This is a genomic window from Kaistella flava (ex Peng et al. 2021), assembly GCF_015191005.1.
In the GTDB taxonomy this organism is placed as follows: Bacteria; Bacteroidota; Bacteroidia; order Flavobacteriales; family Weeksellaceae; genus Kaistella; species Kaistella flava.
Map to the genome: position 1 here is coordinate 1,729,697 of NZ_CP040442.1, position 24,830 is coordinate 1,754,526.

Annotated in this window: 23 protein-coding genes; 11 read left to right on the plus strand and 12 right to left on the minus strand. The window is 32.7% G+C overall.

All coding sequences use genetic code 11. The features are described 5' to 3' along the window. Positions 1-105: 105 nt before the first annotated feature. The 6 genes from Q73A0000_RS07910 to Q73A0000_RS07935 all read left to right on the plus strand — a co-directional run bounded on the left by Q73A0000_RS07910 (position 106) and on the right by Q73A0000_RS07935 (position 6,728). Positions 106-3,498 carry a hypothetical protein gene (locus tag Q73A0000_RS07910; protein WP_193813510.1) on the plus strand — a complete coding sequence of 1,131 codons (3,393 nt, stop codon included), beginning with the start codon at positions 106-108 and terminating at the stop codon, positions 3,496-3,498. Continuing rightward, on the plus strand, positions 3,476-3,919 hold the full coding sequence (locus Q73A0000_RS07915) for a hypothetical protein (RefSeq protein ID WP_193813511.1): 444 nt from the start codon (positions 3,476-3,478) through the stop codon (positions 3,917-3,919). The genes Q73A0000_RS07910 and Q73A0000_RS07915 overlap by 23 nt, the downstream gene beginning before the upstream one ends. Then, positions 3,909-5,000, plus strand: a complete 1,092-nt coding sequence (locus tag Q73A0000_RS07920) for a hypothetical protein (RefSeq protein ID WP_193813512.1) — start codon at positions 3,909-3,911, stop codon at positions 4,998-5,000. Before Q73A0000_RS07915 ends, Q73A0000_RS07920 begins: the two co-directional genes overlap by 11 nt. 224 nt (positions 5,001-5,224) lie before the next feature. Then, positions 5,225-5,701 carry a thermonuclease family protein gene (locus Q73A0000_RS07925; protein ID WP_193813513.1) on the plus strand — a complete coding sequence of 159 codons (477 nt, stop codon included), beginning with the start codon at positions 5,225-5,227 and terminating at the stop codon, positions 5,699-5,701. Between the two features lie 15 nt (positions 5,702-5,716). Next, the gene (locus tag Q73A0000_RS07930; protein ID WP_193813514.1) at positions 5,717-6,070 is read left to right on the plus strand and encodes a hypothetical protein; all 354 of its coding nucleotides are present in this window, start codon (positions 5,717-5,719) and stop codon (positions 6,068-6,070) included. A 7-nt stretch (positions 6,071-6,077) separates the two neighbouring features. After that, entirely contained in the window at positions 6,078-6,728 is a 651-nt protein-coding gene (locus tag Q73A0000_RS07935) for an SOS response-associated peptidase (protein WP_193813515.1), read from the plus strand. A gap of 85 nt (positions 6,729-6,813) precedes the next feature. Here Q73A0000_RS07935 and Q73A0000_RS07940 read toward each other — a convergent pair whose 3' ends face one another. From Q73A0000_RS07940 to Q73A0000_RS07975, 8 genes are all read right to left on the minus strand, one after another. Then, on the minus strand, positions 6,814-7,401 hold the full coding sequence (locus Q73A0000_RS07940; protein ID WP_193813516.1) for a hypothetical protein: 588 nt from the start codon (positions 7,399-7,401) through the stop codon (positions 6,814-6,816). A 52-nt stretch (positions 7,402-7,453) separates the two neighbouring features. Further along, complete coding sequence (locus tag Q73A0000_RS07945; protein ID WP_193813517.1) at positions 7,454-7,747, minus strand: hypothetical protein; 294 nt, start codon at positions 7,745-7,747, stop codon at positions 7,454-7,456. 185 nt (positions 7,748-7,932) lie between these two features. Further along, the gene (locus Q73A0000_RS07950) at positions 7,933-9,585 is read right to left on the minus strand and encodes a phospholipase D-like domain-containing protein (RefSeq protein WP_193813518.1); all 1,653 of its coding nucleotides are present in this window, start codon (positions 9,583-9,585) and stop codon (positions 7,933-7,935) included. 436 nt (positions 9,586-10,021) lie between these two features. After that, positions 10,022-10,219, minus strand: a complete 198-nt coding sequence (locus tag Q73A0000_RS07955) for a hypothetical protein (RefSeq protein ID WP_193813519.1) — start codon at positions 10,217-10,219, stop codon at positions 10,022-10,024. Between the two features lie 893 nt (positions 10,220-11,112). Continuing rightward, a complete protein-coding gene (locus tag Q73A0000_RS07960; RefSeq protein WP_193813520.1) occupies positions 11,113-11,376 on the minus strand; it encodes a hypothetical protein in 264 nt (87 codons plus the stop codon). After that, positions 11,366-11,632 (minus strand): hypothetical protein, encoded by a 267-nt coding sequence (locus Q73A0000_RS07965; protein WP_208458815.1) that lies wholly within the window; start codon positions 11,630-11,632, stop codon positions 11,366-11,368. The genes Q73A0000_RS07960 and Q73A0000_RS07965 overlap by 11 nt, the downstream gene beginning before the upstream one ends. Before the next feature lie 9 nt (positions 11,633-11,641). After that, the gene (locus Q73A0000_RS07970) at positions 11,642-12,094 is read right to left on the minus strand and encodes a DUF5675 family protein (protein WP_193813521.1); all 453 of its coding nucleotides are present in this window, start codon (positions 12,092-12,094) and stop codon (positions 11,642-11,644) included. Between the two features lie 90 nt (positions 12,095-12,184). Further along, positions 12,185-12,988, minus strand: a complete 804-nt coding sequence (locus Q73A0000_RS07975; RefSeq protein ID WP_193813522.1) for a hypothetical protein — start codon at positions 12,986-12,988, stop codon at positions 12,185-12,187. A 24-nt stretch (positions 12,989-13,012) separates the two neighbouring features. Between Q73A0000_RS07975 and Q73A0000_RS07980 the strand changes: the two genes are divergently transcribed. Beyond that, positions 13,013-13,654: a thermonuclease family protein gene (locus tag Q73A0000_RS07980; protein WP_193813523.1), complete on the plus strand. Its 642-nt coding sequence runs from the start codon at positions 13,013-13,015 to the stop codon at positions 13,652-13,654. A 54-nt stretch (positions 13,655-13,708) separates the two neighbouring features. Here the strand turns inward: Q73A0000_RS07980 and galE are convergent, their stop codons facing one another. Both galE and Q73A0000_RS07990 read right to left on the minus strand, forming a co-directional pair. After that, entirely contained in the window at positions 13,709-14,728 is a 1,020-nt protein-coding gene (gene galE / locus Q73A0000_RS07985) for a UDP-glucose 4-epimerase GalE (RefSeq protein WP_193813524.1), read from the minus strand. Positions 14,729-15,175: 447 nt separating this feature from the next. After that, complete coding sequence (locus Q73A0000_RS07990) at positions 15,176-16,303, minus strand: DegT/DnrJ/EryC1/StrS family aminotransferase (RefSeq protein WP_193813525.1); 1,128 nt, start codon at positions 16,301-16,303, stop codon at positions 15,176-15,178. A gap of 249 nt (positions 16,304-16,552) precedes the next feature. Here Q73A0000_RS07990 and Q73A0000_RS07995 point away from each other — a divergent pair, with 249 nt between their 5' ends. Next, a complete protein-coding gene (locus tag Q73A0000_RS07995) occupies positions 16,553-17,353 on the plus strand; it encodes a hypothetical protein (protein WP_193813526.1) in 801 nt (266 codons plus the stop codon). A gap of 82 nt (positions 17,354-17,435) precedes the next feature. Further along, a complete protein-coding gene (locus tag Q73A0000_RS08000; RefSeq protein WP_193813527.1) occupies positions 17,436-19,040 on the plus strand; it encodes a S8 family peptidase in 1,605 nt (534 codons plus the stop codon). 184 nt (positions 19,041-19,224) lie between these two features. Here the strand turns inward: Q73A0000_RS08000 and Q73A0000_RS08005 are convergent, their stop codons facing one another. After that, positions 19,225-21,768, minus strand: a complete 2,544-nt coding sequence (locus tag Q73A0000_RS08005) for a phosphoenolpyruvate carboxylase (protein WP_193813528.1) — start codon at positions 21,766-21,768, stop codon at positions 19,225-19,227. Between the two features lie 89 nt (positions 21,769-21,857). Here Q73A0000_RS08005 and Q73A0000_RS08010 point away from each other — a divergent pair, with 89 nt between their 5' ends. Then, complete coding sequence (locus Q73A0000_RS08010) at positions 21,858-23,186, plus strand: PDZ domain-containing protein (protein WP_193813529.1); 1,329 nt, start codon at positions 21,858-21,860, stop codon at positions 23,184-23,186. Next, positions 23,183-23,710, plus strand: a complete 528-nt coding sequence (locus tag Q73A0000_RS08015) for a hypothetical protein (RefSeq protein WP_193813530.1) — start codon at positions 23,183-23,185, stop codon at positions 23,708-23,710. The genes Q73A0000_RS08010 and Q73A0000_RS08015 overlap by 4 nt, the downstream gene beginning before the upstream one ends. Here the strand turns inward: Q73A0000_RS08015 and Q73A0000_RS08020 are convergent. After that, on the minus strand, positions 23,707-24,681 hold the full coding sequence (locus Q73A0000_RS08020; RefSeq protein WP_193813531.1) for a L,D-transpeptidase: 975 nt from the start codon (positions 24,679-24,681) through the stop codon (positions 23,707-23,709). The genes Q73A0000_RS08015 and Q73A0000_RS08020 overlap by 4 nt on opposite strands. Between the last annotated feature and the right edge of the window lie 149 nt (positions 24,682-24,830).

Below are 24,830 nucleotides of genomic sequence, written 5' to 3' on the forward strand. Positions count from 1 at the left end.
ATTCCACTTGCTACCCATTATAAACAAAAATATAATAACTTTTCATTAGATTAGCGTCAATTATATTTTCATAATTACAGTCCTTCTAATTTACATTTTTAATCTATGAAAGTTCGTCAAATTTTAAATAATTCGAAAATTTCTCCTCACCAAAAAATAAATTATATAAAAACAGAACTGTCTCCAGGTTCTTTTGAGAAATTTTTTCGGAATAACACACCATTAAAGAATTTTCTGAAAAGTCAAGCTTTAATTAGAGAGATTAAGAATGTTTCATTAAATGAACCATATGTTTTTACTCAAGATTTCGAAAAAGAATTTTTATGGATTACTAATAAACTTCTCTTAAACATTAATTCAATTGTAGATTTTTCGACATGCGTTTCAACATTTAACCAAGCATTATTAACGGAAAATTTTGACGAAGCACATAAAACATTAGATTACATCCAGCATAGTTATGGTTATAGTCTATGGTTATTAGAGTCTCGTTTACATTTGACCGAAAATGAATTAGGTACAAGTTCTAATTGGAAGCTTCTGAGTGAGTATTTATCTCTTACAAATAATCCTATTTACAATTTTTGTATAAATTCATCTAGTAAAAAAATTGAAACTAATTTACCTTTTGAAAGCTTTGTAAATCAATTCCAAAATGATTTGAATACAATGAATGTATTCGGGTTCTTAAACGATTTCTTAGTATTTAGAAATTTTAAATTAGCCCAATTTGAGTATAATTTCAATGACCTATCAAGCGTTCTTTATGTGAGTAATATTTTCAGTATCATTGATCAATATTTAGTCTTGATTGAAGTTATTTTATATCATATAAGCGTACATAATGAAAAATACTTTTCACTGTTTGAAGATTTTTTAATTAAGCTTCATCGCGCCGGTTGCAATGATAATCGGATTCCAAATATTTTAAACATAATAAGTGTTGGTACACAGCTAATTCAATATCCAGAAAATGATATAATCCAAAACATATTAGAAGAATACTACCGAGGTAATTTTGCAGAATCAAAAGTATTGTCATGTAAAGCTATTTCATCCAATGTTATTGATTTCGAAGTCTGGGAGATATACGTAAAATCATTAATAAATTTAGCTTTGCCGTTTGAGGATACTGGTATGCGATCAATTGATTATATACTACTTAACATTTATCAATTCATGCAATTCAATTCAGAATCTGAAAAAGCATCTAAAGCACTTGCTAAATTATCTGTTAAATATTCAAATGTTTATATTGGTTTTCATATTGCAGCGCTATTATACGAAATAGAGCGAAACAATAATTTAAATATTTCTCTATACTGTTCCAGTTCGCATAATTCATTAAAACTACTCCTTTCGCCGGTATATCACAAAAACATTCTTCCGAAATATGTGCCTTTTAATACATTGAATTATTCCCGATATAAAAGTGTACTTTATAATTTTCCGCACGACAGTCCATATGATTATTATACGGCTGATAATAAATTTATACTTCGCGGCGATATTACTACCGCATATCGAGAAGAGCATTACAGTCGATGTATCTCGTTAATAAATGAAAGTAACATTCTACATAGTTCTCCAAATTATTTTAAGGAAATAACAACATTTTATCTGTATGAATCACTAATTAAAGAAAAAAAAATTACCGATGCCATTGTTCTTTTTTATGATATATACTTTGATGAAAATATATATTACTATAAAATAAATTATAAAAATCTTTATGATGTTGTTTTCCAAGATTCGGATAAGTACGCATATTTAAATAATTGCAATGCCTTAATATTAGGATCTCTATTTAATTCTGAATACGATTTATATGAACTTTTAGATGAATATCTTTATAAAAACAATATAGAATTTAATGATTTGGATAGTTTGTTACACAAATTAGATATTAACCAATGCATTTATGTTCTATTTAAAATTTATACGATAGATACATTAAAATATTTCTTCTCAAATATTCAAGATGTTGAAGAATTTCGTCTCAAAGTTTTAATTAAACTAATAAGTATTGATATCGCAAATAAAATACACTATGAGGCAGAAAAAAATGAAATTGAAAAAAATCTATCAGTAAGAAATGTTATTCAAGAAGTAAATGATGCTCGTTTATTTGTAGACGTTCCCAAGCTAAAAGAAATTTTAGTTGAAAAATATACAGATGATTTTAATCGCTTTTGGAATATTGTGCAAGAAAAAAAAGCAACAAAACTCTCAGGTTTTAATTCGTCTCGTAAGCGTAATTGGGAGAAATCCTTAAAGGAGTCTGCCGACAATACATTGGATAAATATGATGATGCTGATTTTATAGCTTTTAAAAACATATATTATTTTGTCCGTCAAAACTTTTTATTTAGTAAAGAATATGGTCTTGATTCTTGTTTAAGTACTAGAATTCGTCACGGTGCTTTAAAAAATCAGTTACGAAGTGTATTTGATTCGTTAAATTTACTAACGTCAAAAAATGGCGCAGATTATATTGATAATTTATTTTGGTCAAATATTATTGAAGATGTTCAGGTAAATCTAGAAGTTCAAACTTTAATTAAAGAATTGAGTAATCGAGTTGATTCATTAAATGACTTTGTTGTTAATGAAGTTATTCAAATAAATCATGAAAATAATTTAAGTAAAAAAAATGGCTTATTTAATTATTATACCACAGATGAAATTCTTTATGAATTTTATTCAGAATATGTTAATTATTTAAATACTGCTGGGGACTCCATTGACACACTACTAAATGATTTGATCCTATTTACAAATTTCACACTTCGAGATAATCTTGTTAGTTACTTTACAATTACTTTATTCGAAAAATATAGAGATATTGTTTTAGAAACTATTGACAAAATTTCTAAGCTTTCTCTTCCTCCTACCATATATCTAATTGAAAATCTAAATAAATCAATAACTGATGTTAAAATTTGTTTAGATGAAGTTTCCAACTGGTTTTTCTTAAACACATCTTCATCTGCGAACCTTCTTATGATTGAAGACATTATTAATGCTAGTTTTGTAATGACTCAGCGATTATATAATAATTATACAATAACTTCAAAGATAAATATATCGTTCGATCAAGTAGCAGGTTATGCCAGTCTGATTTATGTATTTAATATTTTATTTTCAAACTGCATTGTGCACTCAAATTTAGCTGGCAATATTTTAATTACCGTTGACGTTGATTTGGTAGATAATAAATTTGTAAAGATTGATATTTCGAACAATTTTAATAACTTGGATATTAAAAAAGTAACAACTAACCTTGAAGCTATTAAAAAAAATTGGAAAGATTTTTCTAATATTGATAGATCGAATGTTGAAGGACAAAGTGGCTTCGACAAAATAAAAAGAATAATGATTTATGAAGCTAAATGTGTTACCGATCATTTTGATTATTTAATAACTGACAACACTGTAACCGTTTCATTGTTTTTAATTTATAATAAACCATCAGATGAAGAATCTATTAATAATTGAAGATGACAAAATAAAAATTGAAAAATTAGAAGCTGCTTTAGAAGGTTATAATTTAGATATTTCAGAATCATTTCATAGTGGTATCACTGCACTCCGAAATAACACATACGATTTAGTTATTCTAGATATGACAATACCACTTTGGGATCGTTTATCTAATGACATATCTCAAAATTATGAACAATTCGGCGGGGAAAAAATATTACGCGAAATGAAACGTCGATTTATTGAAGTGCCTGTTATTTTATTTACGATGTTTGATAAGTTTCCAGTAGGATGTGAAATTGTAACTTTTAATGAATTAGTTGCTAAATATACGTCGGAATTTCCTTTTTTTAAAGGAGCAGTATTTTATGATTCTATTAGAGATAGTTGGAAAGACGAATTAAAAACCATAATAATGAAAAACTTTGAGTCCTAATATTTCAATTTTAATTGTTGATGATGATCTAATTAAGATTTATAGTATTATTAAAACAATTAAGGAAGTAACATCAACTTCTTTACATATTGATCAAGCATGTGATATAACCGAAGCTTATGCAAATTTAAAGGTTACGAAATACCATTTGTTAATTTCTGACTTGCTTATGCCACTTCATAAAGATGGTCCGCTATTACCTTCTGGTGGTATCATATTGGTAAAAGAATTATATAAAGAAAGAAAAGGTTTATATGTTCCTTTGTATATTTTGGGGCTAACACAACATGAAGAATATGTAACTAATTTTAATAAATTATGGCACGTAATTCTTTATGAATCAGAGAATGAATCATGGAAATCTTATTTAAGAGATTTAATATTTCATATTGAGCGTATTAAAAATTACCTAAATTCTTATATTATTGAAACTATTTTCGTTGAAGGAAAATCTGACAAAATTATAATAAAAAGCACTATTGATTTCTACTTTAAACAGTTATCACCTTCTGTTCTAATTGAAACTTTGGCCACTGGCGCCGGCGCTAGTTGGGTTGAACGTAAAATTTTAATTTGGGCTAAATCACTCAATAAGCATATTGATGGTAAATATATAAAGGCAATTGGCCTTTTTGATAATGATGATGCAGGTGAAAAATCAATTACTAATATATTAAATGTAATAAACGAAAATTCTGCAGAGAGGAGAACATTTTCTCTAATTAGAACTGAATCAAAGTATTCAAATATATTAAAAACAATTAACGAGAAAGGTGTACTGTTAAAAACGACAATTGAAGATTTGGTCTCCATTGCAGTATGGAGGGAAGCCGAGAAGCTGGGATGGCTAACGTCGCGACCCCACTTTGCATTCTTACATTTATCTAAAGATAATATTCATTCTGAATACTTTAAAAATTTAGGTTTCGACGATGACGAAATATTTTTTATTTTACATTCTGTAAAGGATGAATGTAAAGAGGCATTTGCAAATTTAGCAATTACCTCCCAAGAAAATTTACTATATGTTTCGTACATGCTAAAAAATTGCTTTTTTAAATTAAAACTTCTTGATGTTTAAAAAGAATTAGACCAACAAAATTGTACTAAAAAATAAAAATTATATAAAAGTATTACTTTCCATCTTCATATTACATAGTATCGAAATTCTTTTAATTAACACTTAACTTTTACCATTGTTTTAGCTTAATATCCTTAAAAAATTGTTATTCTTAAATACCGAATTATTATCTTAATTATTCATTCATCAGCGATAATAATGATAGTAAATAAATAAAATGTAAAATGAAATATCTAATCTCAATATTACTTCTAATTAGTATTCACTTTAAATGTCAAATAACCGGAAAAATAATCGGTATTAAAGACGGTGATACAGTTGTTGTATTGTTAGATGGTAACATTCAAAAGACACTCCGTTTAGCAGAAGTTGATTGTCCGGAAAATACTCAGCCATTCGGTAAGAATGCAAAGCAATTTACTTCAGATCAGATATTTGGAAGAGAAGTTAAATTTATTGAAACCGATACAGACCGCTATGGAAGAACTATTGCTAAGATATATTATAGTGATAAATATCTTTCCGCAGAGATTATAAAAGCTGGCTTCGGTTGGTGGTATTATCACTATTCAAATGATAAGAATTTAGGTGTACTGCAGCAACAAGCAAAAGATAAAAAGATTGGTTTATGGCACGATGAAGACGCAATTGCTCCTTGGGACTACCGGAAACTAAAGAAAACCGCATTACAAAATAATTAAAAACTCAATATTGTAGTGGAATTAGAAGATCTTTATAAAGAAATTAAATTAGCATTGAATACTGCTGATGGTATTGAGAATTATGTAAAACGTTCTTATGGTTTGGTGTTCGATTATTGCATAGCACGATACGTTTTCTATGAATCCGAATTTTCAGTTTATAAAAGATACAGAACACCTGAAATGGATTTAGAAGAGTATACCATTGAGAATAAAGATTATCATTATATTTTTATTTTACTTTGCGCCATAAAATCTCCAGAGATTTTAGAAATATTAAATTTTATAATTTTACCCACAGATTATTTCACCTTAACTGAAAAATCAATCTTAAGAGAAATAGAAATTTCAAAACGCCTATTAAAATAATAATGATATGTGCTATTATATTTCAAATAATTTAACAAAGAAGGAGATTAAAGACTCTTTTGGAGTAGAGTATAATGGGCCCGAATTTAAGGCCTCTGGTTTCGTCAATGGCTTCTCATACCCTAAAACGCCAATCATAATGGATGAACATCCAGAGGAAGCGATATTAGGTGATTGGGGTTTAATTCCATTCTGGGCTAAAAATAGAGATGTTCAGAAGATGACCCTAAATGCTAGAATTGAAACTCTTACAGAGAAACCAAGTTTTAAAAATTCGGTATCGAATAGGTGTTTAGTTTTAGTCAATGGTTTTTATGAATGGAAATGGTTGGACTCAAAAGGTAAAAATAAAGAGAAATACTTCATCACATTAGATAATGGAAATAAACCGTTTGCACTTGGTGGGATATATAATATTTGGACTGATAAGAATACTAATGAAACTCTTACAAGCTTTTCTATTGTAACTTCTAATGCTAATGAATTGATGGCAGAAATCCACAATTCAAAGGATCGCATGCCACTGGTTTTATCAAAAGAAGCGGAAAAAAATTGGCTATCTGATAGACCTATAGATGACTTCGCTTTTCCACATTACGACCCTGCATTAATTGCATTAAATTTAGATTCTTCTTCATCTCCCAAAACCCTTTTTTAATAAAAATTTGTTAAAGTTCTTTATCGATATTTGAAATGAAAAAAATCACTTAGTATAGTTATAAGCATCTGATTATTAGTTTACTCTAAAATTTAATCCCCTTAACTTTTGTTAAGTATTTAATTTTTTCTTCAACAAATTCTCTTGTTATTTGCTTATGTTCCAGTATTTTGAATACGTATTTCAAAAAACCAAATATTTCATCGTCAACCATTGCAGATAAGAAAACATGTAAATCTCTTTTGTCTGCATCTTCAAAATATTCTTCATCAAAGTTTATGATTGTATCTGCTGATTGCTCCCACCTTTCACGAAAATAACCATCAAATTGAATGTTCTTTTCATCTGCACAAATCCTAATTAATTTCATCGATTCAGAATAAAGATCATCTAATGGTTCTTCCAAAATATGTCCGAAACTTATATTAAATAGTTCGCAAATAGTGTAATGATATAGGTACGCAGGATTTGAAGCAACCATGTCATTAATTTGTTCCCTGAATATATTTCTTAAATCTGTCTGATATTTGGCACTTTGTGCTTTCATAAATAACTCTTCATCACGAAATTGATGATGAAATACTTTACCATTATCTAAGGTAACAACTAGTTGATAATCTTTTTGACCAATTTCTTTAATTTTGATTTCGGATATTATAAATGGGATATACATTAAATGCAATATTTAGTATTATTAATTATTTCTGAAAAGTAAATTTATAATTTTATTTGCTTTTCATCCTACGTTCTCCCCAATTAGAATTATCTTCTTTCTCTATTGCTGTAGATTTTTTAATTGGACTAATTACAAAACCCAACCAACACCTTGCTAACTTTTCTCCATTAATATCTACAGATTGTAGTTTTATATAGAGTTTTACCATCTCATGCAAAAGGAATTCTTTCACTTCACCAGCATTGGCCTTAGTGTAAAAAACATCTATTTGCTGCTTTTTATCGGTCGTTTCCAGTCGAATAAAGGTCTCTGTAATTTTTAAAATTATTCCTGCTATTTCCATTTAGCAAAATTGATACATTTCGTAACAAAAACAAAAAAAACATTGCTACAATTTGTAACAATGTTTAATTGTGTGATTTATATGCTGTTACTAATAGTTAAAAAAAGATTAATAAGTTCAATCGCTTATTATATAAGTTAATTTAAATCTAAATCTTTATTGTTCTAATAGAATATGGTTCTACCTTATTGTTTAATAATTTTAATGTGACTTACTCCTAATTCGTTAGTAATAACTACAAAGTAGATTCCAGTTGGTTGATTGGTTAAATCAAAACTTTTAGTATTAAAGTTAGATATCGTTTGATGATCAATTCTTTTTCCCGAAGCATCATAAATTCTAATGTCCGTATTTCCTACTACTACGTTTTCATTTTTAATATTAAATATTCCCTTACTCGGGTTAGGATAAATTAAATAATTATTCAATATTTTCTGGTTATTTTCTACTGCGAGCGGATTTGAAATAACGCCACCCGATAACTTATATAAGTAAGCGAATGCTTGATAATATTGATTAGCAATATTTAAGTCATGTACGATTAAAGTATTTTCATCGTTTTTATTTTCTGCTGCAGAACTCCAATTATGAGAACCTACTAAAACTAAAGGGTCTGATGAACTGTTGTAATTATCTACGACCATAAACTTGTGATGCATAACCCCTTTTGAAGTATCAGTTCTAACTCGCGCCGCACCAATTTCAGTTTGTAATAATGCTTTCTGGTTCCCTTGCGGGTTCTGCGTATCCATTATAAGTTGTATGGAATACAACCCATTTGTATATTTATCAATTAACGCTGCACTAATATCTGTTCTCGTAATTAGCATAGTTGCGACATTGATGTCAGTATCTGCACTGTTAATGGTCTCAATTATTTTTCCATTAGTACCATCACTAGGACTAAAATAACTATTTACTATTTTTCCACCGATGTTATAGGTATGAGGAGTATTATCCATTTTATAAGGTCCGAATCTAGAATTAAATGGAATAGGAGTAGCGGTTGATGAGCCCCACATTTCTTCAAACTCAATTTGATATCCCAATGCTAACGATTGATCCTGAATTACAATTGCACTGTTTTTGTCCGGACCATCAATTTGTGCCACCGTCCAATTTGTAGAACCCGTCCATACAATTGGCTTATTGGCATCAGAAACGTTTGCATCAAATATTACAAATTTATTGTGCATAATTCCGTAATTTGAATTATTTGGACTCGCTATTCTTGGGATAGAACTGTTTAGCAAAGGAATCATTGCGCTTCCCGTACTTCCATCATAAACGATTCGCACCTGAACGCCTCTTGCAAAAGCATTATTAATTGCTCCGGCTATTCCAGTTGTCGAACTTGGCGAATAAGAGTTGTAAATGGCGATATCTAACGAAGTTGTACATGCATTAATATATGAGATCAACTTGTCATCTAACATATTTCCCAGATTCACTGCATTTTGGCCTTGACTATAAGTAATATCAACAGGATGATTAAAAAATACATCTATTGTTCCAGATGACTTTGAAGGTGCAGCTATAAAACTTGTCTGAAATCCTGTATTTTCTCCTTCAAGTATTTCATACTCCAATTTAATGATGGTGCTTGGCGGCGTATTTTGTAATGTGTAAATGTATTTATCGGTTGTATTTCTTTCTATGGTTACTTCATTGTTGTAATATTTACCACTATACGCTTTAACATTAACAGGATAAGCAAATTTAATATCAATGTTTTGCGAATTATATGTGATAACAAAATCTCTTTCTTTTGATGAAATCTGACTATACAATAAGATACTTTGAAAGAATAGTATTGCAAATAATAGATATTTTTTCATAATTAATTTTTTTGTTAAATTTAAAGTAAAACTACGCAATTTTATGAAGTGTAGAATTGGGAACAATTTGTCGTTTTTCTCATCATAGTAATTTAAACAAATTTGATTATCTCAATAACATGACGGCTATTCTTAGAAGGGCTATTAAAGGTTGGATATAACTTAACAGAGCCTAGCTCGAAATCCCCGCCCTGCCACAGCAAATAACATAATCGCAATTATACGCTAATTGCCAGCGCAAACCGTTGTATTCCGCTCCACTTCGTTGCGTTCCATACAATCCAGCACCATCTTCGCCTATAATTGAAGATTATGTTAAATGCTTTCCTTTTGTTTGGGCAAAGCCCGCACAAGCCACCGCCATCCAGCCGCCAGGTCAGTTATAATTTATTAGGGCAGGACACCACTTGAAGACCTTCTAATCCCCTCCACCCAGCTAAGGATGCACAAAAATGGTGCAGAGAGTTTCGGGATTGGCCATGTGGTTCCAGTCAATAAACTGCTTTTTTTCAGCGGAAACTTGTAGTGGCAGTTTATTCACTTTCACCACCGCGCACAGCAGTATTCCTTGCTGCGAAAAATTGCTCTTGCCACCTCCTTTTTCCAGCACACAGTATTCATACTTTAGTTTCATAGGCTAAGATTTTCAGTGTATGAATACCGCGTTCTGGAAAAGCCACCGCGCAGCAATTTTCCCCATCAATCCATACCGCTGCCTTTCCAACCGCTTGTCAAGTTCAGGCATTTGTTGACTATTTTTGCTTATAGTAAAATTGGTAAAGCACCATTTTTGTGCGAGTTGTTTCCCCCATTTTGCCATCCCTTGTCCATGTTCCTCCAGTAACTATCCGGCGGAGCCGTACAGTCACTTCCGTCACCGCGCGCAGCAGAATGCCGGTACATCGGGTTTTCGATATTGTATTTTAGTTCCGGTGTACCGTCATACAGCTGCCTTTCCCAACGCTCGCCACCGCTCTGAATAATCGTCTTCGAAATAAAGCAGTTTATAGAAACACGATCCCGCCGGTTCTCAATCGGAAGACCCGGCTACAGAAAAAAATAAAAAAAAGAAAGTAAAGGTATACCGTCAGGAAAATGTGCTGTCAATATCAAGCCCTAGCGGGTTTTTTGCAAAAAATATAGCCGTCTAAAATACTACGTCTATATTTTTTGCAAAAAAATATTGCATCGCATTTTCCTTCCAGAAGGGTATTGCACTTTCTTTTTTTTCCTTTTTTCTTTTGAAAAATTTTCATCGAAACATCGTCAATAAATCCAAAGTTTAGTTTTCAGAAAGTACAGTCTGGAATTCCAGTAGTTTTGGAAAATCCATTTTCCAAATGTAAATTTTTAATTTATGTCTCCTAGTTAAAGGCTGTTCAACCCACCCTTAAAGGCTATGTATTCCACCTTATTAAACAGACCGAAGCAACATAAAGCAAAACACAGAAAAACCTGCCTAAAAGACAGGTTCTCACAAATAACCAAATTACACAAACGATTTATAACCAGTTGATTAGGCTTGTTTTATTTAAAGTTTTCACCAGGTTTGGAAACGTTTTTTCCGTATTCTTCTGAACTTACAGCGGTCTGACTGACTGCACCGATGATGGTTCCACCCAAAAGTAAATAGCCGCCTATAGAAATAATTCCTGCAGGTAAAGAAACTGGAGAAGCAATCAGAGCACCACCAACCGCAGAAAGGGTAAGACCTAGATTTCTCATAACCCTAAACCATTTTGGCGTAGGTGCTTGCATTCTGCTGACTAGATTTAGATTTCTATTTTTCATGGTCTTGATTTTTAATTTGTGTAAATTCCATTTTGCTGATCCTTTGTTCCAAATATTCGACCTTTTGATTTAGAAGTTCGTGGCCGTTCTTAAACTCTGATTTTATGAGCAATGCAGTAGTCTTGACTTCTGTCAGATTTTCTCCCATCTTCCGGAAATCATTATGAAGCTGCCGTATAAAAAAAGCAACAACTGCCAAAAGAACACTACTTGTAAAGCCAAAAAAAATGCTTACTGTGATTTCATTTTCCATCATTTCATATTTTTAAAATTGGAAAATATTTTCAATCACAATACCAGGATCCTTGCTTTTTGCAACGGATAACAATTTTGGATAAATCATTTTGTAAGCATCAGTACTTTGCAATACTTGAAATTCACCATCTTTTTTAATCCAGGATAGACCACAAAGTGGACAACCTGCGGTTTCGCTGATTACATTTCCGATATGAATATAAACTGCGCTGAAAGTCGGAAGTCCGGCAATCTCAATCATGCCTTTATGATTGCTACCAAATTTTTGAGAATATTTGGTGTTCATTGCGCCAACCGTATTAACCTTTAAAGCAAATGATCCAACCGGAATAGCAGTTTGTTTCATGATTTTAACTTGTCGGATTTTATCCTCCAATAAAAAACATTGGAAAATGCCATCGATATACAAGTGGGAAAGTGTGCTGTTTTTGCCTTCGGCAACTCTAATTATTTTTGTTTTCATTGTGTTTTGTTTAAAATGTTGAGTACACTGTTTAAAGGGATTCAATCAAAAAAGCCTTCTATTTTGAAGAAGGCTTTGAAAGATTTATTATTAAAATACTTCTACGATCCGCAAACAGTTTCCACTCGCAAACGGATAATATTGTCCGTTCACTTGCTGATAAAACTCAATGCCAATACACTGAACAACTGAAACGTCAGGCCCTAGTACAGGAGCACCCGGTAGAGCTGCATTAATTGTTGCCCCAGTATAAGTGGCATTCATCGGAATATAAGCTGAATAAGCGATGTCACTCAGTTCATTATTCACGTTGTCATCTGGATCATAACTTCCGGTAGTTGGATTGTATGAAAAATCAGACAGTACCGCTAACGCATGAAGAATACGGAAGTGGGTTGCGCCTCCTGGAGCAGAAATCATTTCAACTGGATTAAATGCAGGAAGAATCAAATCGCCCTCATTTCTATCTACGGTATGATTCACGTCGTACGGCGCATTAAAAACACCATTGATGGAAATGTTTTTATCAAACTCGAATCCTTCAAGGTATTTTCTTTGTGTAGAAATTTCAATCTTACGGTAACCTCTGGCTTCAGTTCCATCTTCCAGATTGATTTTCTTCATTACTGAAGTTAATCTTCCGGTAACTTGCGGATCCGTAAACGTTCCCATTAGTGAGGAAAGAGCTGTTCTAAGAGATTTCCCTGCTTTTGCACTGCCTCCGAACTCGTTCATGTTTTCACGGGTTCTTTCGAACTCCGGTGCTGTTTTCACTTGTTGAGCAGTTGGTCCACCGACCATGCCGGCAAAAAATCCTTTTTGCCCTTTAATTTTGAAATGTCTTACGTCGCCAATAGTTCCGACATACTTCATAAGACCTTTTTGTCTTGCCATGATATTAAATTTTTAAAATTAGAAATGAATAAAAAACACTGTTGTCTAGACAGTTATAAATTTCTTCATTTATCTTTACATGAACAATACATAAAATACTGTAAACCAATGAAATACAAAGCATCAACACCAAATGAGAGGGCAAGTAAAGGCAATGCTTCAGAGAATCCTTCTTTTAAATATTTTCAAATTCCTGGGATTTGCACAGAAACATTTTGGATCATCGAAAGAGTTTTGGATGGTGACAGTTTAATCGTCAAAGAAGAGTTTGGGAAAGACACCAAAGAAATTCGCCTTTATGGGCTCGATGCACCGGAAGTGCATCTTAGCCGGAAAATGCGGGAGGATGAAGCTAAAAGTCGTATTCCTGCAGGCCTTCTGCTTCAGTACGGTCTTATGAGTTTGGATTATGTTTTACAGATCGCACCACCTGGAACCCGGATTACCATTTTAACGGAAAGAAAAAACCAATTAGACTTCTGGCTGCGCCAACTAGCCTATGTGATATTACCGTCTGGAGAATGTCTGAATGAACTATTAATAGCAAATGGCTGGGCAAAAGCCAGCCATTCCTATTATTGTTCTATGAATGCAGAATACCAATCATTAAATTTTCACGCGAAACTAAACAAGAACGGTATCTATCTGCATACCAATATTTTCTAATTTGTTGTACCTATGTTGTACCTATACTTTTAAAACTATGTATAAAGCCCTTGTCTAAACACGCCCCTGCAAATACTTCTGCCATTCCCAAGTTGTGCGCAGCGCCTCTTCTAAAGTAGTATCTGCTTTCCAACCCAGTTCTCTTTCTGCTTTATCAGCGTTGGCATAAGCGATGGTAATATCACCAGCTCTCCGCTCACAGATTTGATAAGGAACTTTCACATCATTTGCCGTTTCAAAAGCTTCAACCACTTCTAAAACCGACGAACCTTTTCCAGTTCCCAGATTGTAAATATCAATTAAGGTTTCTGAAGTTTCATTCATTAATTTCTGCAACGCTTTTACGTGAGCTTTCGCTAGATCAACCACATAAATATAATCGCGAACTGCAGTTCCATCTGGCGTCTCATAATCATTTCCCCAAATCGATAATTTCTCGCGAATTCCAGACGCCGCTTGTGTTACATAAGGAACAAGATTATTAGGAACACCAATTGGCAATTCACCTAATAAAGCAGTTGGATGCGATCCAATCGGATTAAAATATCGAAGTAAAGAAACTTTCTTTTTGTAAGCCGTGGCAAAATCTTTCAGAATTTCCTCGCCCATTTGCTTGGTTTTTCCGTAAGATGATTCCGGCATTTTCAGCGGTGTATTTTCATCGATTGGTTGTTGGTCTGCCTGACCGTAAACCGTACATGAAGAACTGAAAATGAAATTAGAAATATTTCTATCTTTAAATTCCTGAAGAATATTAATTAGAGAAAACAAATTATTCTCATAGTAATCCAAAGGCTTTTCCTGGCTCTCTCCTACTGCTTTGAACGCTGCAAAATTAATACAGCCATCAATTTCGTAAGCCTCAAAAACTTGATAAAGTAATTCCTTACGTCTCAAATCAAATGGAAAAAAAACGGGTCTTTTACCTGCTACTTTTTCAATATTATCGAGAATAAATTTCTCCGAATTAGACATATCATCAACAATGATGACATGAAAATTATTTTTTAAGAGTTCTACCACCGTGTGGGAACCAATGTAACCGAGACCGCCGGTAACGAGTATTGTCTTCATTAAATGTCTTTTTGTCCTATTGTTTCTATCTCGTTATTGATAGGTTTATGTTTAAAAATTAGAGAAATAATAAAAGGAATTATCGGTATTAAAGACAATATGAGAAATCCTAAAAAAAAATCATCTTGTCTACTTTTGTAATCATTTCTCTTATCAAAATAAGAAAATGTCAAAAATAAAAGGCTGAAAAAAGTTGTTAGACTGAAATATAAAAAGAATTTAGAAGATTCTTTAAAAATTTTGATCATTGAAATTAGTAGAAGTGCAAAAATTAAATAGACCGTTGGAAGATAGAAAAACTTCTCCTTACCTCCTTCTGCAATCACATCACTACCGAATACACTCTTTATAAGAATACTTCCAATAAATAATAAAAGTCCAAAACAATATATTATTAAAATAAAGTAAATGATTTTGTACTTAAAAATCCTCTCCTCGTGCATCAATCTATTTATTCATAAATTCCAACACCGCATCCGAAATATATTTCAACTGCTCATCATCTAATTCAGTATGCATTGGCAAAGAAATAACTTCTTCTAAAAGTTTGTCCGTATTTACAAAATCAGCATCGTTACTATCTTGAAAATAAGCTTTTTGTTTTCTCAAGGCAACTGGATAATAAATCATCGCAGGAACTTCTTTCTCTGTTAAGAATTGTTGCAATTCATTTCTTTTTCCGTTAAGAATTCTCAATGTATATTGGTGGAAAACGTGCGTAGAATGTTCTGCTCTTGTCGGTGTTAAAATGTCTTTACACTCAGCAAATGCTTCATCATAATAATCTGCAGCTTTTCTACGAGCTTCATTATAAGTATCTAATAAAGTCAATTTTTTTCTTAGAACCGTCGCTTGAATACTGTCTAAACGGGAATTTACACCAACCTCATCGTGGTAATATCTTTCGTACATACCGTGATTTACAATTCCTCTGATCTTATATGCAAGTTCATCATCATTGGTGAAAATAGCTCCACCATCACCGTAACATCCTAAATTTTTAGAAGGGAAAAATGAAGTCGTTCCTAAAATCCCCATTGTTCCGGATTTCTTAACGGTTCCATCAGAAAAGGTAAACTCAGAACCAATTGCTTGAGCGTTATCTTCAATAACAACAAGATTGTGTTCTTTGGCAATCTTTAGAATTTCTTCCATATTGGAACATTGACCGAACAAATGAACTGGAATAATCGCTTTTGTTTTCGGCGTAATTGCAGCTTTCAGTTTTTCAGTATCCATCGTAAAAGTATCGTAATCAACATCAACTAAAACAGATTTCAACTTCAGTAAATGAATAACTTCTACCGTTGCTGCAAAAGTAAAATCTGCGGTAATTACCTCATCGCCTTCCTGTAAATTCAAGGCCATTAACGCAATTTGCAGAGCATCGGTCCCATTTGCGCAAGGAATAACATGTTTTACATCCAGATAAGTTTCTAATTCGGATTGGAAAGATTTAACTTCAGGTCCATTAATAAATGCTGCAGTATTTAACACATTGAGAATCGCATTATCTACATCTGATTTTATTTTATAATATTGACTTTGAAGGTCAACCATCTGAATCTTTTTCATATGAAATTTTTATTAAATTTTATTGGTCATATGCAATCGCCTATCTTCATTAGTGTTTCTTTACACAAAATGTTAATCGCGATTTCATAAAAAAATATTTCCTCAAATTTACTAAAATTAAGTTTTTTAAAAAATTAATTCGCTTTAATGTTTTTTTAATATATCACAAAATTTGTTATTTTTTGACTATCAACGACTTATGGAATAATTTTAGATAAATTCCTAACAATTAACTTAAAATAAACTATTATGAAAACGACTAAATTTTTCTTAATGTTGTTCTTAATAATTGCTTTCGGAACAACCGAATATTTTGCACAAACTGTTGATGCAACCACACCAACAACCAAAGCGAAAAGAAAATACACCAAAAAAACCGACGCCTCTTCGGCGCAAGTTGTTTCATCAAATAGTTCAGATAATTCAGCACCTACTTCACCGAAACCAAAAAGAACTTACACTAAAAAATCAGATGCTTCTATAACTCCAGCAGCTTCTACAATGCAAACTACAACTGATAACAGTTCACCAAAACCAAAAAGAACTTACACCAAAAAAACAGATACTTCTGTACCTCCAGCTGTTTCTACAATGCAAACTTCAACTGATAACAGTTCACCAAAACCGAAAAGAACTTACACCAAAAAATCAGATGCTTCTGTAACTCCAGTAGTTTCTACAATGCAAACTACAACTGATAACAGTTCACCAAAACCGAAAAGAACTTATACCAAAAAAGCTGATGCTTCTGTAACTCCAGCGGTTTCTACAATGCAAAATACAACTGATAACAGTTCACCAAAACCTAAAAGAACTTATACCAAAAAAGCTGCTGAAAACTCAGTTGCTCCAACAACAAATACGGTTCAACCTACAACACAATATTCACCAGCCGTAGCACAAAGAAATACAACTCCTGCACAAGCAACTGTTAAACAACCTTATAATCCTTCAAATGATGGAACCTATAATGGACATCAAGTTCTTGTAGGACCAAGAGGCGGAAAATACTATATTAACAAAAACGGAAACAAAACATACATTAAATAACACTATTAAAATATATTATTAAAAAATGCTGAAAAATCTTCAGCATTTTTCTATTTTTGTTACACTTTAATAATTTATTAAAATGAAAAAATCTATATCTTTTTTTATTCTTTTAGTATTTGTTTTTACCAGTGCACAGACAGAACTTGTTTTTGTTTTCTTTAAAGACAAACCAAATAAAGAAGCGTTTTATACAAATCCACTTTCTGAATTGACTCAGAAATCTCTGGATAGAAGAACTAAATTCGGAATTGCACTGAATGATCAGGATGCCCCAATTGAACCAACCTACATTCAAAATGTCAAAAATCTTGGATTTACGGTAAAGGATTATTCAAAATGGATGAATGGTGTGGCTGTAAATGCAACGACAGCACAAATTTTAAACCTTCAATCACAACCTTATGTTCAATCTGTGGAAAGTTTCATTAAACATCCACCCGGCGGAAAATCAGAAATCAAAAAAGTAAATAAATTCGAAGAGTTTAATAATACTTTAGGTAAAACTAATTTTAATTACGGATCAGGTTTAGCACAAATTAATCAGGTTAATCTTCGACCGTTGCATATCGCAGGATTTACAGGAACTGGAGTAACAATCGCGGTGATTGACACCGGATTCCCAACTGTAAATACCGGTTCTGTGTATGCAAGAATAAGAAATAATGGACAAATAAAAGGCGGTTATAATTTCGTTAATAAAAGTTCTGACATTTATAATTCATCGTTAAATAATCATGGATCCTACTGTTTAGGAGTTATTGCCGGATATGTAGACAATAGTTTTGTAGGTACTGCACCTGATGCTGATTTCTATTTATACGCATCTGAAGATGCTGACAATGAAATCCCAGAAGAGCAATTGTACTGGGCTGAAGCTGCGGAAGAAGCAGACCGAAAGGGAGTTGATTTAATCACTACTTCTTTGGGATATTACGATTTCGATGATACTCGCTATAATTTATTATACTCGGATATGAATGGGACAACATCATTTATTGCTAGAGTAGCACAAATCGCCACCGAGAAAGGAATATTTGTACTAGCTGCCGCTGGTAACGAAGCACAAAAACCGTGGCATTACATCATCACGCCTGCAGATAACGCAAAAGTATTTACGGTAGGTGCCGTAACTTCCACTGGCGCAAGCTCTACCTTTTCTTCATTTGGACCCAATTCAGTAGGCGTCATAAAACCTGATGGAAGTGCAAGAGGAACTTCAACTTATATGGGTTATAATAATTCTGTGACCTCAAGCAATGGAACTTCTTTTGCAACACCACTTGCAGCAGGTGGAGTCGCTTGTTTAATTCAAGCAATGCCGACAAAACCAATAGCGGATGTGAGCAATTTACTCCGACAAAACGCTTCCCTTTATCCAAATACCGACCCACAAAAAGGATATGGAATTTTGAATTTTGGTAAAGCCTGGAACACTACATTATCAACAATAAACGTCGGCAATAAATCGATGTTACAAATTTATCCAAATCCTGTAGCTAAAACATTTACCATTAAAACAGATGAAAAAATAATTTCTGTGGAATTGTACGATACTTTAGGACGCAAAGTTCAAACATTGAAAAATGAAAAAACTAATAATATCGAACGATTAGCAAATGGTGTTTATTTTGTAAAAGTACAAACCGACAAAAATCAATATATCGAGAAACTTATTAAGGAATAACGATTTTATTTAACTACAATAGTATTATTTTAATTCTTAATTTAGAAGAGTAAAAAAGGATTTGCACACTTCAATTTCCGAGGGAAATCTTAATTCTCCTAACTCCTTAACAAAAATCTTAATGGTGAAATCTTAACAATTTTATCCCATAAAAAAAGACCTTCATTTCAGAAGGTCTTTATCTTTAAGCCGAGTTTCGACTGGCATTAATATTTCCGAAAAGTGAACGCATCACCAGTTTTTCGTAAGCTGAACGATTGCCTTCTTCTTTTTGAATTTTAATTAAAGCATATTGTTGAATACTTAAAAGCGGCAACACAATCTTTTCACGAATTTTCACTGACATGCGAGAAAGCGGTTCTTCTTCCATTAATTCATGGAAGCCGGTTAACTCGAGCATCATTTCTTTTGACAGATTATATTCCTCAAAAAGTATGGTCCAGAATTTACCAAACTTTTCGTTTTTCTTCATGTAAAAAGTGAGCGGAAAATAAGATTTATTCATGCTCATCATTGAGTTTAAGACCAAAGTTTTAAAGAAATCATAACCTTTATACAAACTCTTAACTTCATCAAATCGGCCTTGATTTTCTAATTCTTTTAAGGCAAATCCGAATCCGAAAAACCCGGGAACATTCTGCTTGAGTTGACTCCAGGAACCCACAAAAGGAATCGCACGCAAATCTTCAAATTTCAATTCGCCATCTCCACCTCTTTTCGTCGGGCGACTTCCAATATTGGTTTTTCCGTAATATTCGAGCGTACTCATTTCCTGTAAATATGGAACAAATCTCGGATGCGCTTTTAAATCAGAATATTTTTTATAACTGATTTCCGCTAATTCTTCGATGAGTTTTCGTTCGCTTTCACTCAAATCTTTTTTAGCATTTTTAAAGACATCGTTTTCAATTCCCGCAGTCAACAGCTGTTCAAAATTATATTTTGCCTGATCTTTATTTCCGAAAACGCTCGTAATTGTTTGTCCCTGAACCGTTAATTCGATTTGATGATTGGCAATCGTTTTACCTTGTGAAGCATAGAAATCATGCGTCTTGCCGCCACCTCTTGCGGGCGGTCCACCTCGACCATCGAAGAAAATAACTTTAATTCCATATTGGTCAGAAATCTTGGTCAGCTGTTCTTTGGTTTCATAAATTTCCCAATTAGCCTTCAGATAGCCGCCGTCTTTCGTTCCATCAGAAAAACCTAGCATAATGGTTTGCGCATTTCCGCGTCGTTCCAAATGCTTTTTATAAACCGGAAGTTCATACAATTGTTTCATCACATTTTCACCTGCATCCAAACCTTCCATGGTTTCGAAAAGCGGCACAATATCCATATTGATGTCTTCTTCTTTATAACCACAAAGTCGGAAAAGTGCGTAAACGTTCAACACTTCTTTGATATGATCAGAATTTGAAATAATGTAACGATTCATTCCTCTTTGACCATTTTTCTGTTGAATACCTTTGATATTATAAACGTTCTGTAAAGTGTCTTTTGTAATTCCTTCGAATTCATTTGGATCTAAAACCAGATCAGTATTCAAAAGCCAATTCAACTTTTCTTCAACAGAACTTGTTTCACTATTTAAACCTGATTTTTTAGCGATAATCGTATCGATCACTTCCTGATGAACGCGACTGTCTTGTCGAATATCCAACGTTGCGAAATGAGTTCCGAAAATTTTCACGCGGTCTTTGAAATCTTCCAAAAGATTTTTAAAAAGGCCGTTATGCTGTTCGACCAGAATATTTTCAGCTTCTTCAATTTTTATTAAAATTTGGTCGGCAGAAATATCGACTTCTTCTTTAAAAATAGCATCGTATAAATCATCACTTAACTTATCTAAAACTTCAGAAACTCCACGGAAACTCAATCGTCTTCTTAATTTTTTCAAATGTGCATAATACGATTTCAAAATAGAAAGATGAAGTTCTTGGGCGACTTGCTGCGTGATTTCTGCTGTAACAAAAGGGTTTCCATCACGATCTCCTCCAGGCCAAAAACCCATTTGAATCACATTCTGAGCTGGCGTAAAATTTTGTGTACTGAATGAGTTTTTTAATTTTTTATACAACTCGCCAATCGTGTCATAGTAAACGTAACGCAGATAAAAAATAATACTCAACGCTTCATCAAGCGGCGAAGGTTTTTCTTTATTAAGGAAAGGAGTTTTTCCTAATTGTTGCAAAAGCATATCAATTTCGGTAATCGAATCACTATTAATCGCAGAACGTAAATCATGTAAAATCCGCTGAACAGAATTGGGATAAAACTGCGTTGGATGCGCGGTGAAAACGACTTTAATAGCGAAGTCTTTTAACTTTTTTCTGGTCGCATCTAATTGATGTTCCTGCAATGCTCTTTCGTGAAGTTGAAGAATCGTGCCTGCATCGCTGTCAGAATGTAATTTCGGAAATGCAGCATCTTCAGTACTGTCGTATAAAACAACTTGCCTTTCGATATATTGAATGATTTTAAAAAGCAATTCTGTTTTCTGTTCTTCAGTTTTGAGTTCGGTGTGTTTGCTGAAAAACTCTTCTACAATTTCTTCCGGGCTTTTCCCGGCTTCGTAACCCGCTTTACTTTCCTCATAAAGAAAAGGCAACAGCATGCCAATATTCGACATTTTATCATACGGCAAACTCATAAAGAGCGAGTTGTAGATCTGGAACTTATTCTCGACCAATTGGCGGAATTTTTCTTTTTTTTCTTCGTGTAGCATCTAACAAATTTAGGACATTTTAATTCTTAATGAAATAGTTTTTCAAATAAATAATTATCATTTTCATAATAAAATCGTATCTTCATTAGATGAAATTTCTAAAAATAATCTTTATTTTATTTTATACACTTTCTTTTTCACAAAAGGGATTTGAAACTTCAAACCAAAATAAAACCGTTATTCCTTTTAAACTGATTAATAATTTAATATTCGTTCCTGTTAATATTAATGGAGTGGATTTAACTTTTTTATTAGATTCCGGAGTCAATGAAACAATCCTCTTTAGTTTAGATCGTAAAGAAATTAACTTTAATGATATTGAGAAAATAAAGTTTTCAGGCTTAGGTGAAAGCATAGATATTGAAGGTTTAAAATCAGAAAATAACATTGTCACTATTGGAAAAAACTACAAAGATTCTAAACACACGGTTTTCATTATTCTAGATGAAAGCATTAATTTCTCTTCGCATGTTGGCATTCCGGTAAATGGAATTATTGGTTATCATTTTTTTAAAAATCATCAAATTGAAATTAATTATACTTCAAAAAAAATCACCGTTTTTAATGATGAGAAAACCTTTAATAATCAGCAGAAGAGATTTACAGCATTCCCCATAACTATAGAAGGCAATAAACCTTATATATTGGCTGACGTGGAAATGACTGATCAAAAAGTAAGCTCTAAAATGTTGATTGATTTGGGAAATAGTGACGCAATCTGGCTTTTCCCAAAACTGATTGAAAATTTTGAGTATAATCGCCCCAATATTGATGATTATTTAGGCCGTGGTTTTAATGGGGATATCTTCGGAAAGAGAAGCAGAATCCATCGTTTATATTTAGGAAAATTTACTTTCGAAAAACCTCTTACGGCGATGCCGGATGAATTTTCAATACAACATCTAAATTTAGTACCCAACCGAAAAGGTTCTATTGGAAACGAAATCCTAAGACGATTCACGGTAATTTTTGATTATCCTTCTCAAAGAATTCTATTGAAAAAAAACAAAAACTATTATCTTCCTTTTCTATTTAACAGCAGTGGTTTAGATATTCAACAAGACGGCATGACTTGGGAAAAGGATCTGGTAACTGTTGCAACAAGAAGAAGTACAAGAACTCCAGACGGCCAACAAATCATAGAGCAACCAGAAAAATTTCATTATAATTTCGTGTTAAAACCAAAATTTTCAGTTGCGGGATGTCGAAAAGATTCGCCATGTTTCGTGGCAGGAATTCGTAAAAACGACCAACTCATCAGCATTAACAAAAAAACTGTTGGTGATATGACTATGCAGAAAATCAATGACTATTTCAAAGAAGATGATGGAACAAAAATTCATTTAGAAATAGAACGAAATGATCAGGTACTGAATTTTATAATTACTTTAGAAGACCCAATTCCCTACGAAAAATGAAAATTGAAGAAACTGCTATTGACCATATTCGGTCACGACCACGATTTAAAATATTCACTGAAATATCCAGAGATGAATATGCCATTTATTTAAAACGTTTTCTACAGAAAAACTCTGCCGAATTTGAAGGAAATGTGAATAAGGAAATCTCGATCATCACGGTTCGCACTGAGGGAAATCACTATTGGAACCCTTGTCTTGCCCTAAGAACAGAAATTGATCCAGAGGAAAACAAAACCGTCATCCGTGGAATTTTCGGACCGACTTCTGCAGTCTGGACTTTTTTTATGTTTCTCAATTTTATTTTCGGAATTATGTGGATGGTCGCCATCACGATCTGGTACGTCGAAAAACAGATTAAAAGTCATGATTTTCCTTGGGCCTTTTCCTTCTCCATCATCATGCTGGTTTGCTTAGCCTTAACTTTTATGGCAGCAAGAATCGGTAGATTGAAAGGAAAGAAACAAATGCAAAAATTAAGAGCATTCGCTGAAGAATCGATTCGTAATTTCGAAAAAAATTAAGCAGCTACTTTTTCACCAGCTTTTGCAGCATTTAACTCAGAGCGAACATCATCGGTTCTCTTTTGCTCTTCAAGAATTTTTGAAAGATTGGGTTTGATGATTTCATTCAATTCTTCTACAGAAATATTATCAGATTTCGGGTCTTGAATTAAATTTTTCCAAGGTTTTTTTGCGCCCCATTTATAATCTCCAAAAACGATAACGGGAGTTCCGTTTGCTCTTAAGGTTGCGCCACCTTTATTTAGAACCCACTGATCTGCCCAGCCGTATAAAAATTTGGCATCATTCATCAACAATCTTAAGCAAGAGTGCGACGCCGGATAACCCGGTAAATCATATTGATGCCAACCGATTCCTAAAGTATTATGAATATTAAAATTATAAGGAAGTTTCCACTCGCTGGATACGCTGGAAATTGACAATTCTTTTTTCCAGTTAGCAAACGTTAAACCTCGTTTTGTTTGCGCTGCTTTTGAACCCATACTCGTAGGGCCCCATTTAATTAATTTTCCATTTTCGTAGGAAGCAAAAGCTTGAATTGGATAAGAAAAAAGGACCATTTTATGTACCTCTTTTAATATTTCTAAATGATAAGGAAAAGGAGCATAAGCCATTAAAGTAGAATCTATTTTATTAGGAATTGCAAGCGTATCTGCACGCCATTTATTCTTTAAATCAAGACGGTTTATCGCCAGAATAACATACTGATCTTCTTTTGAAAATTCTTTATTAAAAGCAGACATCGCTGAATCTTTTTTCTTTTTTGGAAAAATAAAAGACCTATAAACAATCGTATTCTTTTTAATAGAATCCTGGATTAAAGAATCTTTTTTAACCGCTGCTAGAGAATCATTTTTTTTGATCTGAATATCTTGCGAAGGTGATTGTCCTTTTTCACATTGTAAAGCAAAGGAAATAACTACGACTAACGCAGCAAAGTTGACGAGTTTTTTTTGAGAAAGTGTAAACATGGTTTATTTTAAATAAGCAGTTACTTTGCAATAACAGTACCACTAACAATGGTAATGAATACATTTTAAAGTTACTATTTAAAATTTAAACCTTAACCTTATTTCAACAAATTGAGCCCTTTAATATAAAGGGCTCAAAATCAGAGATA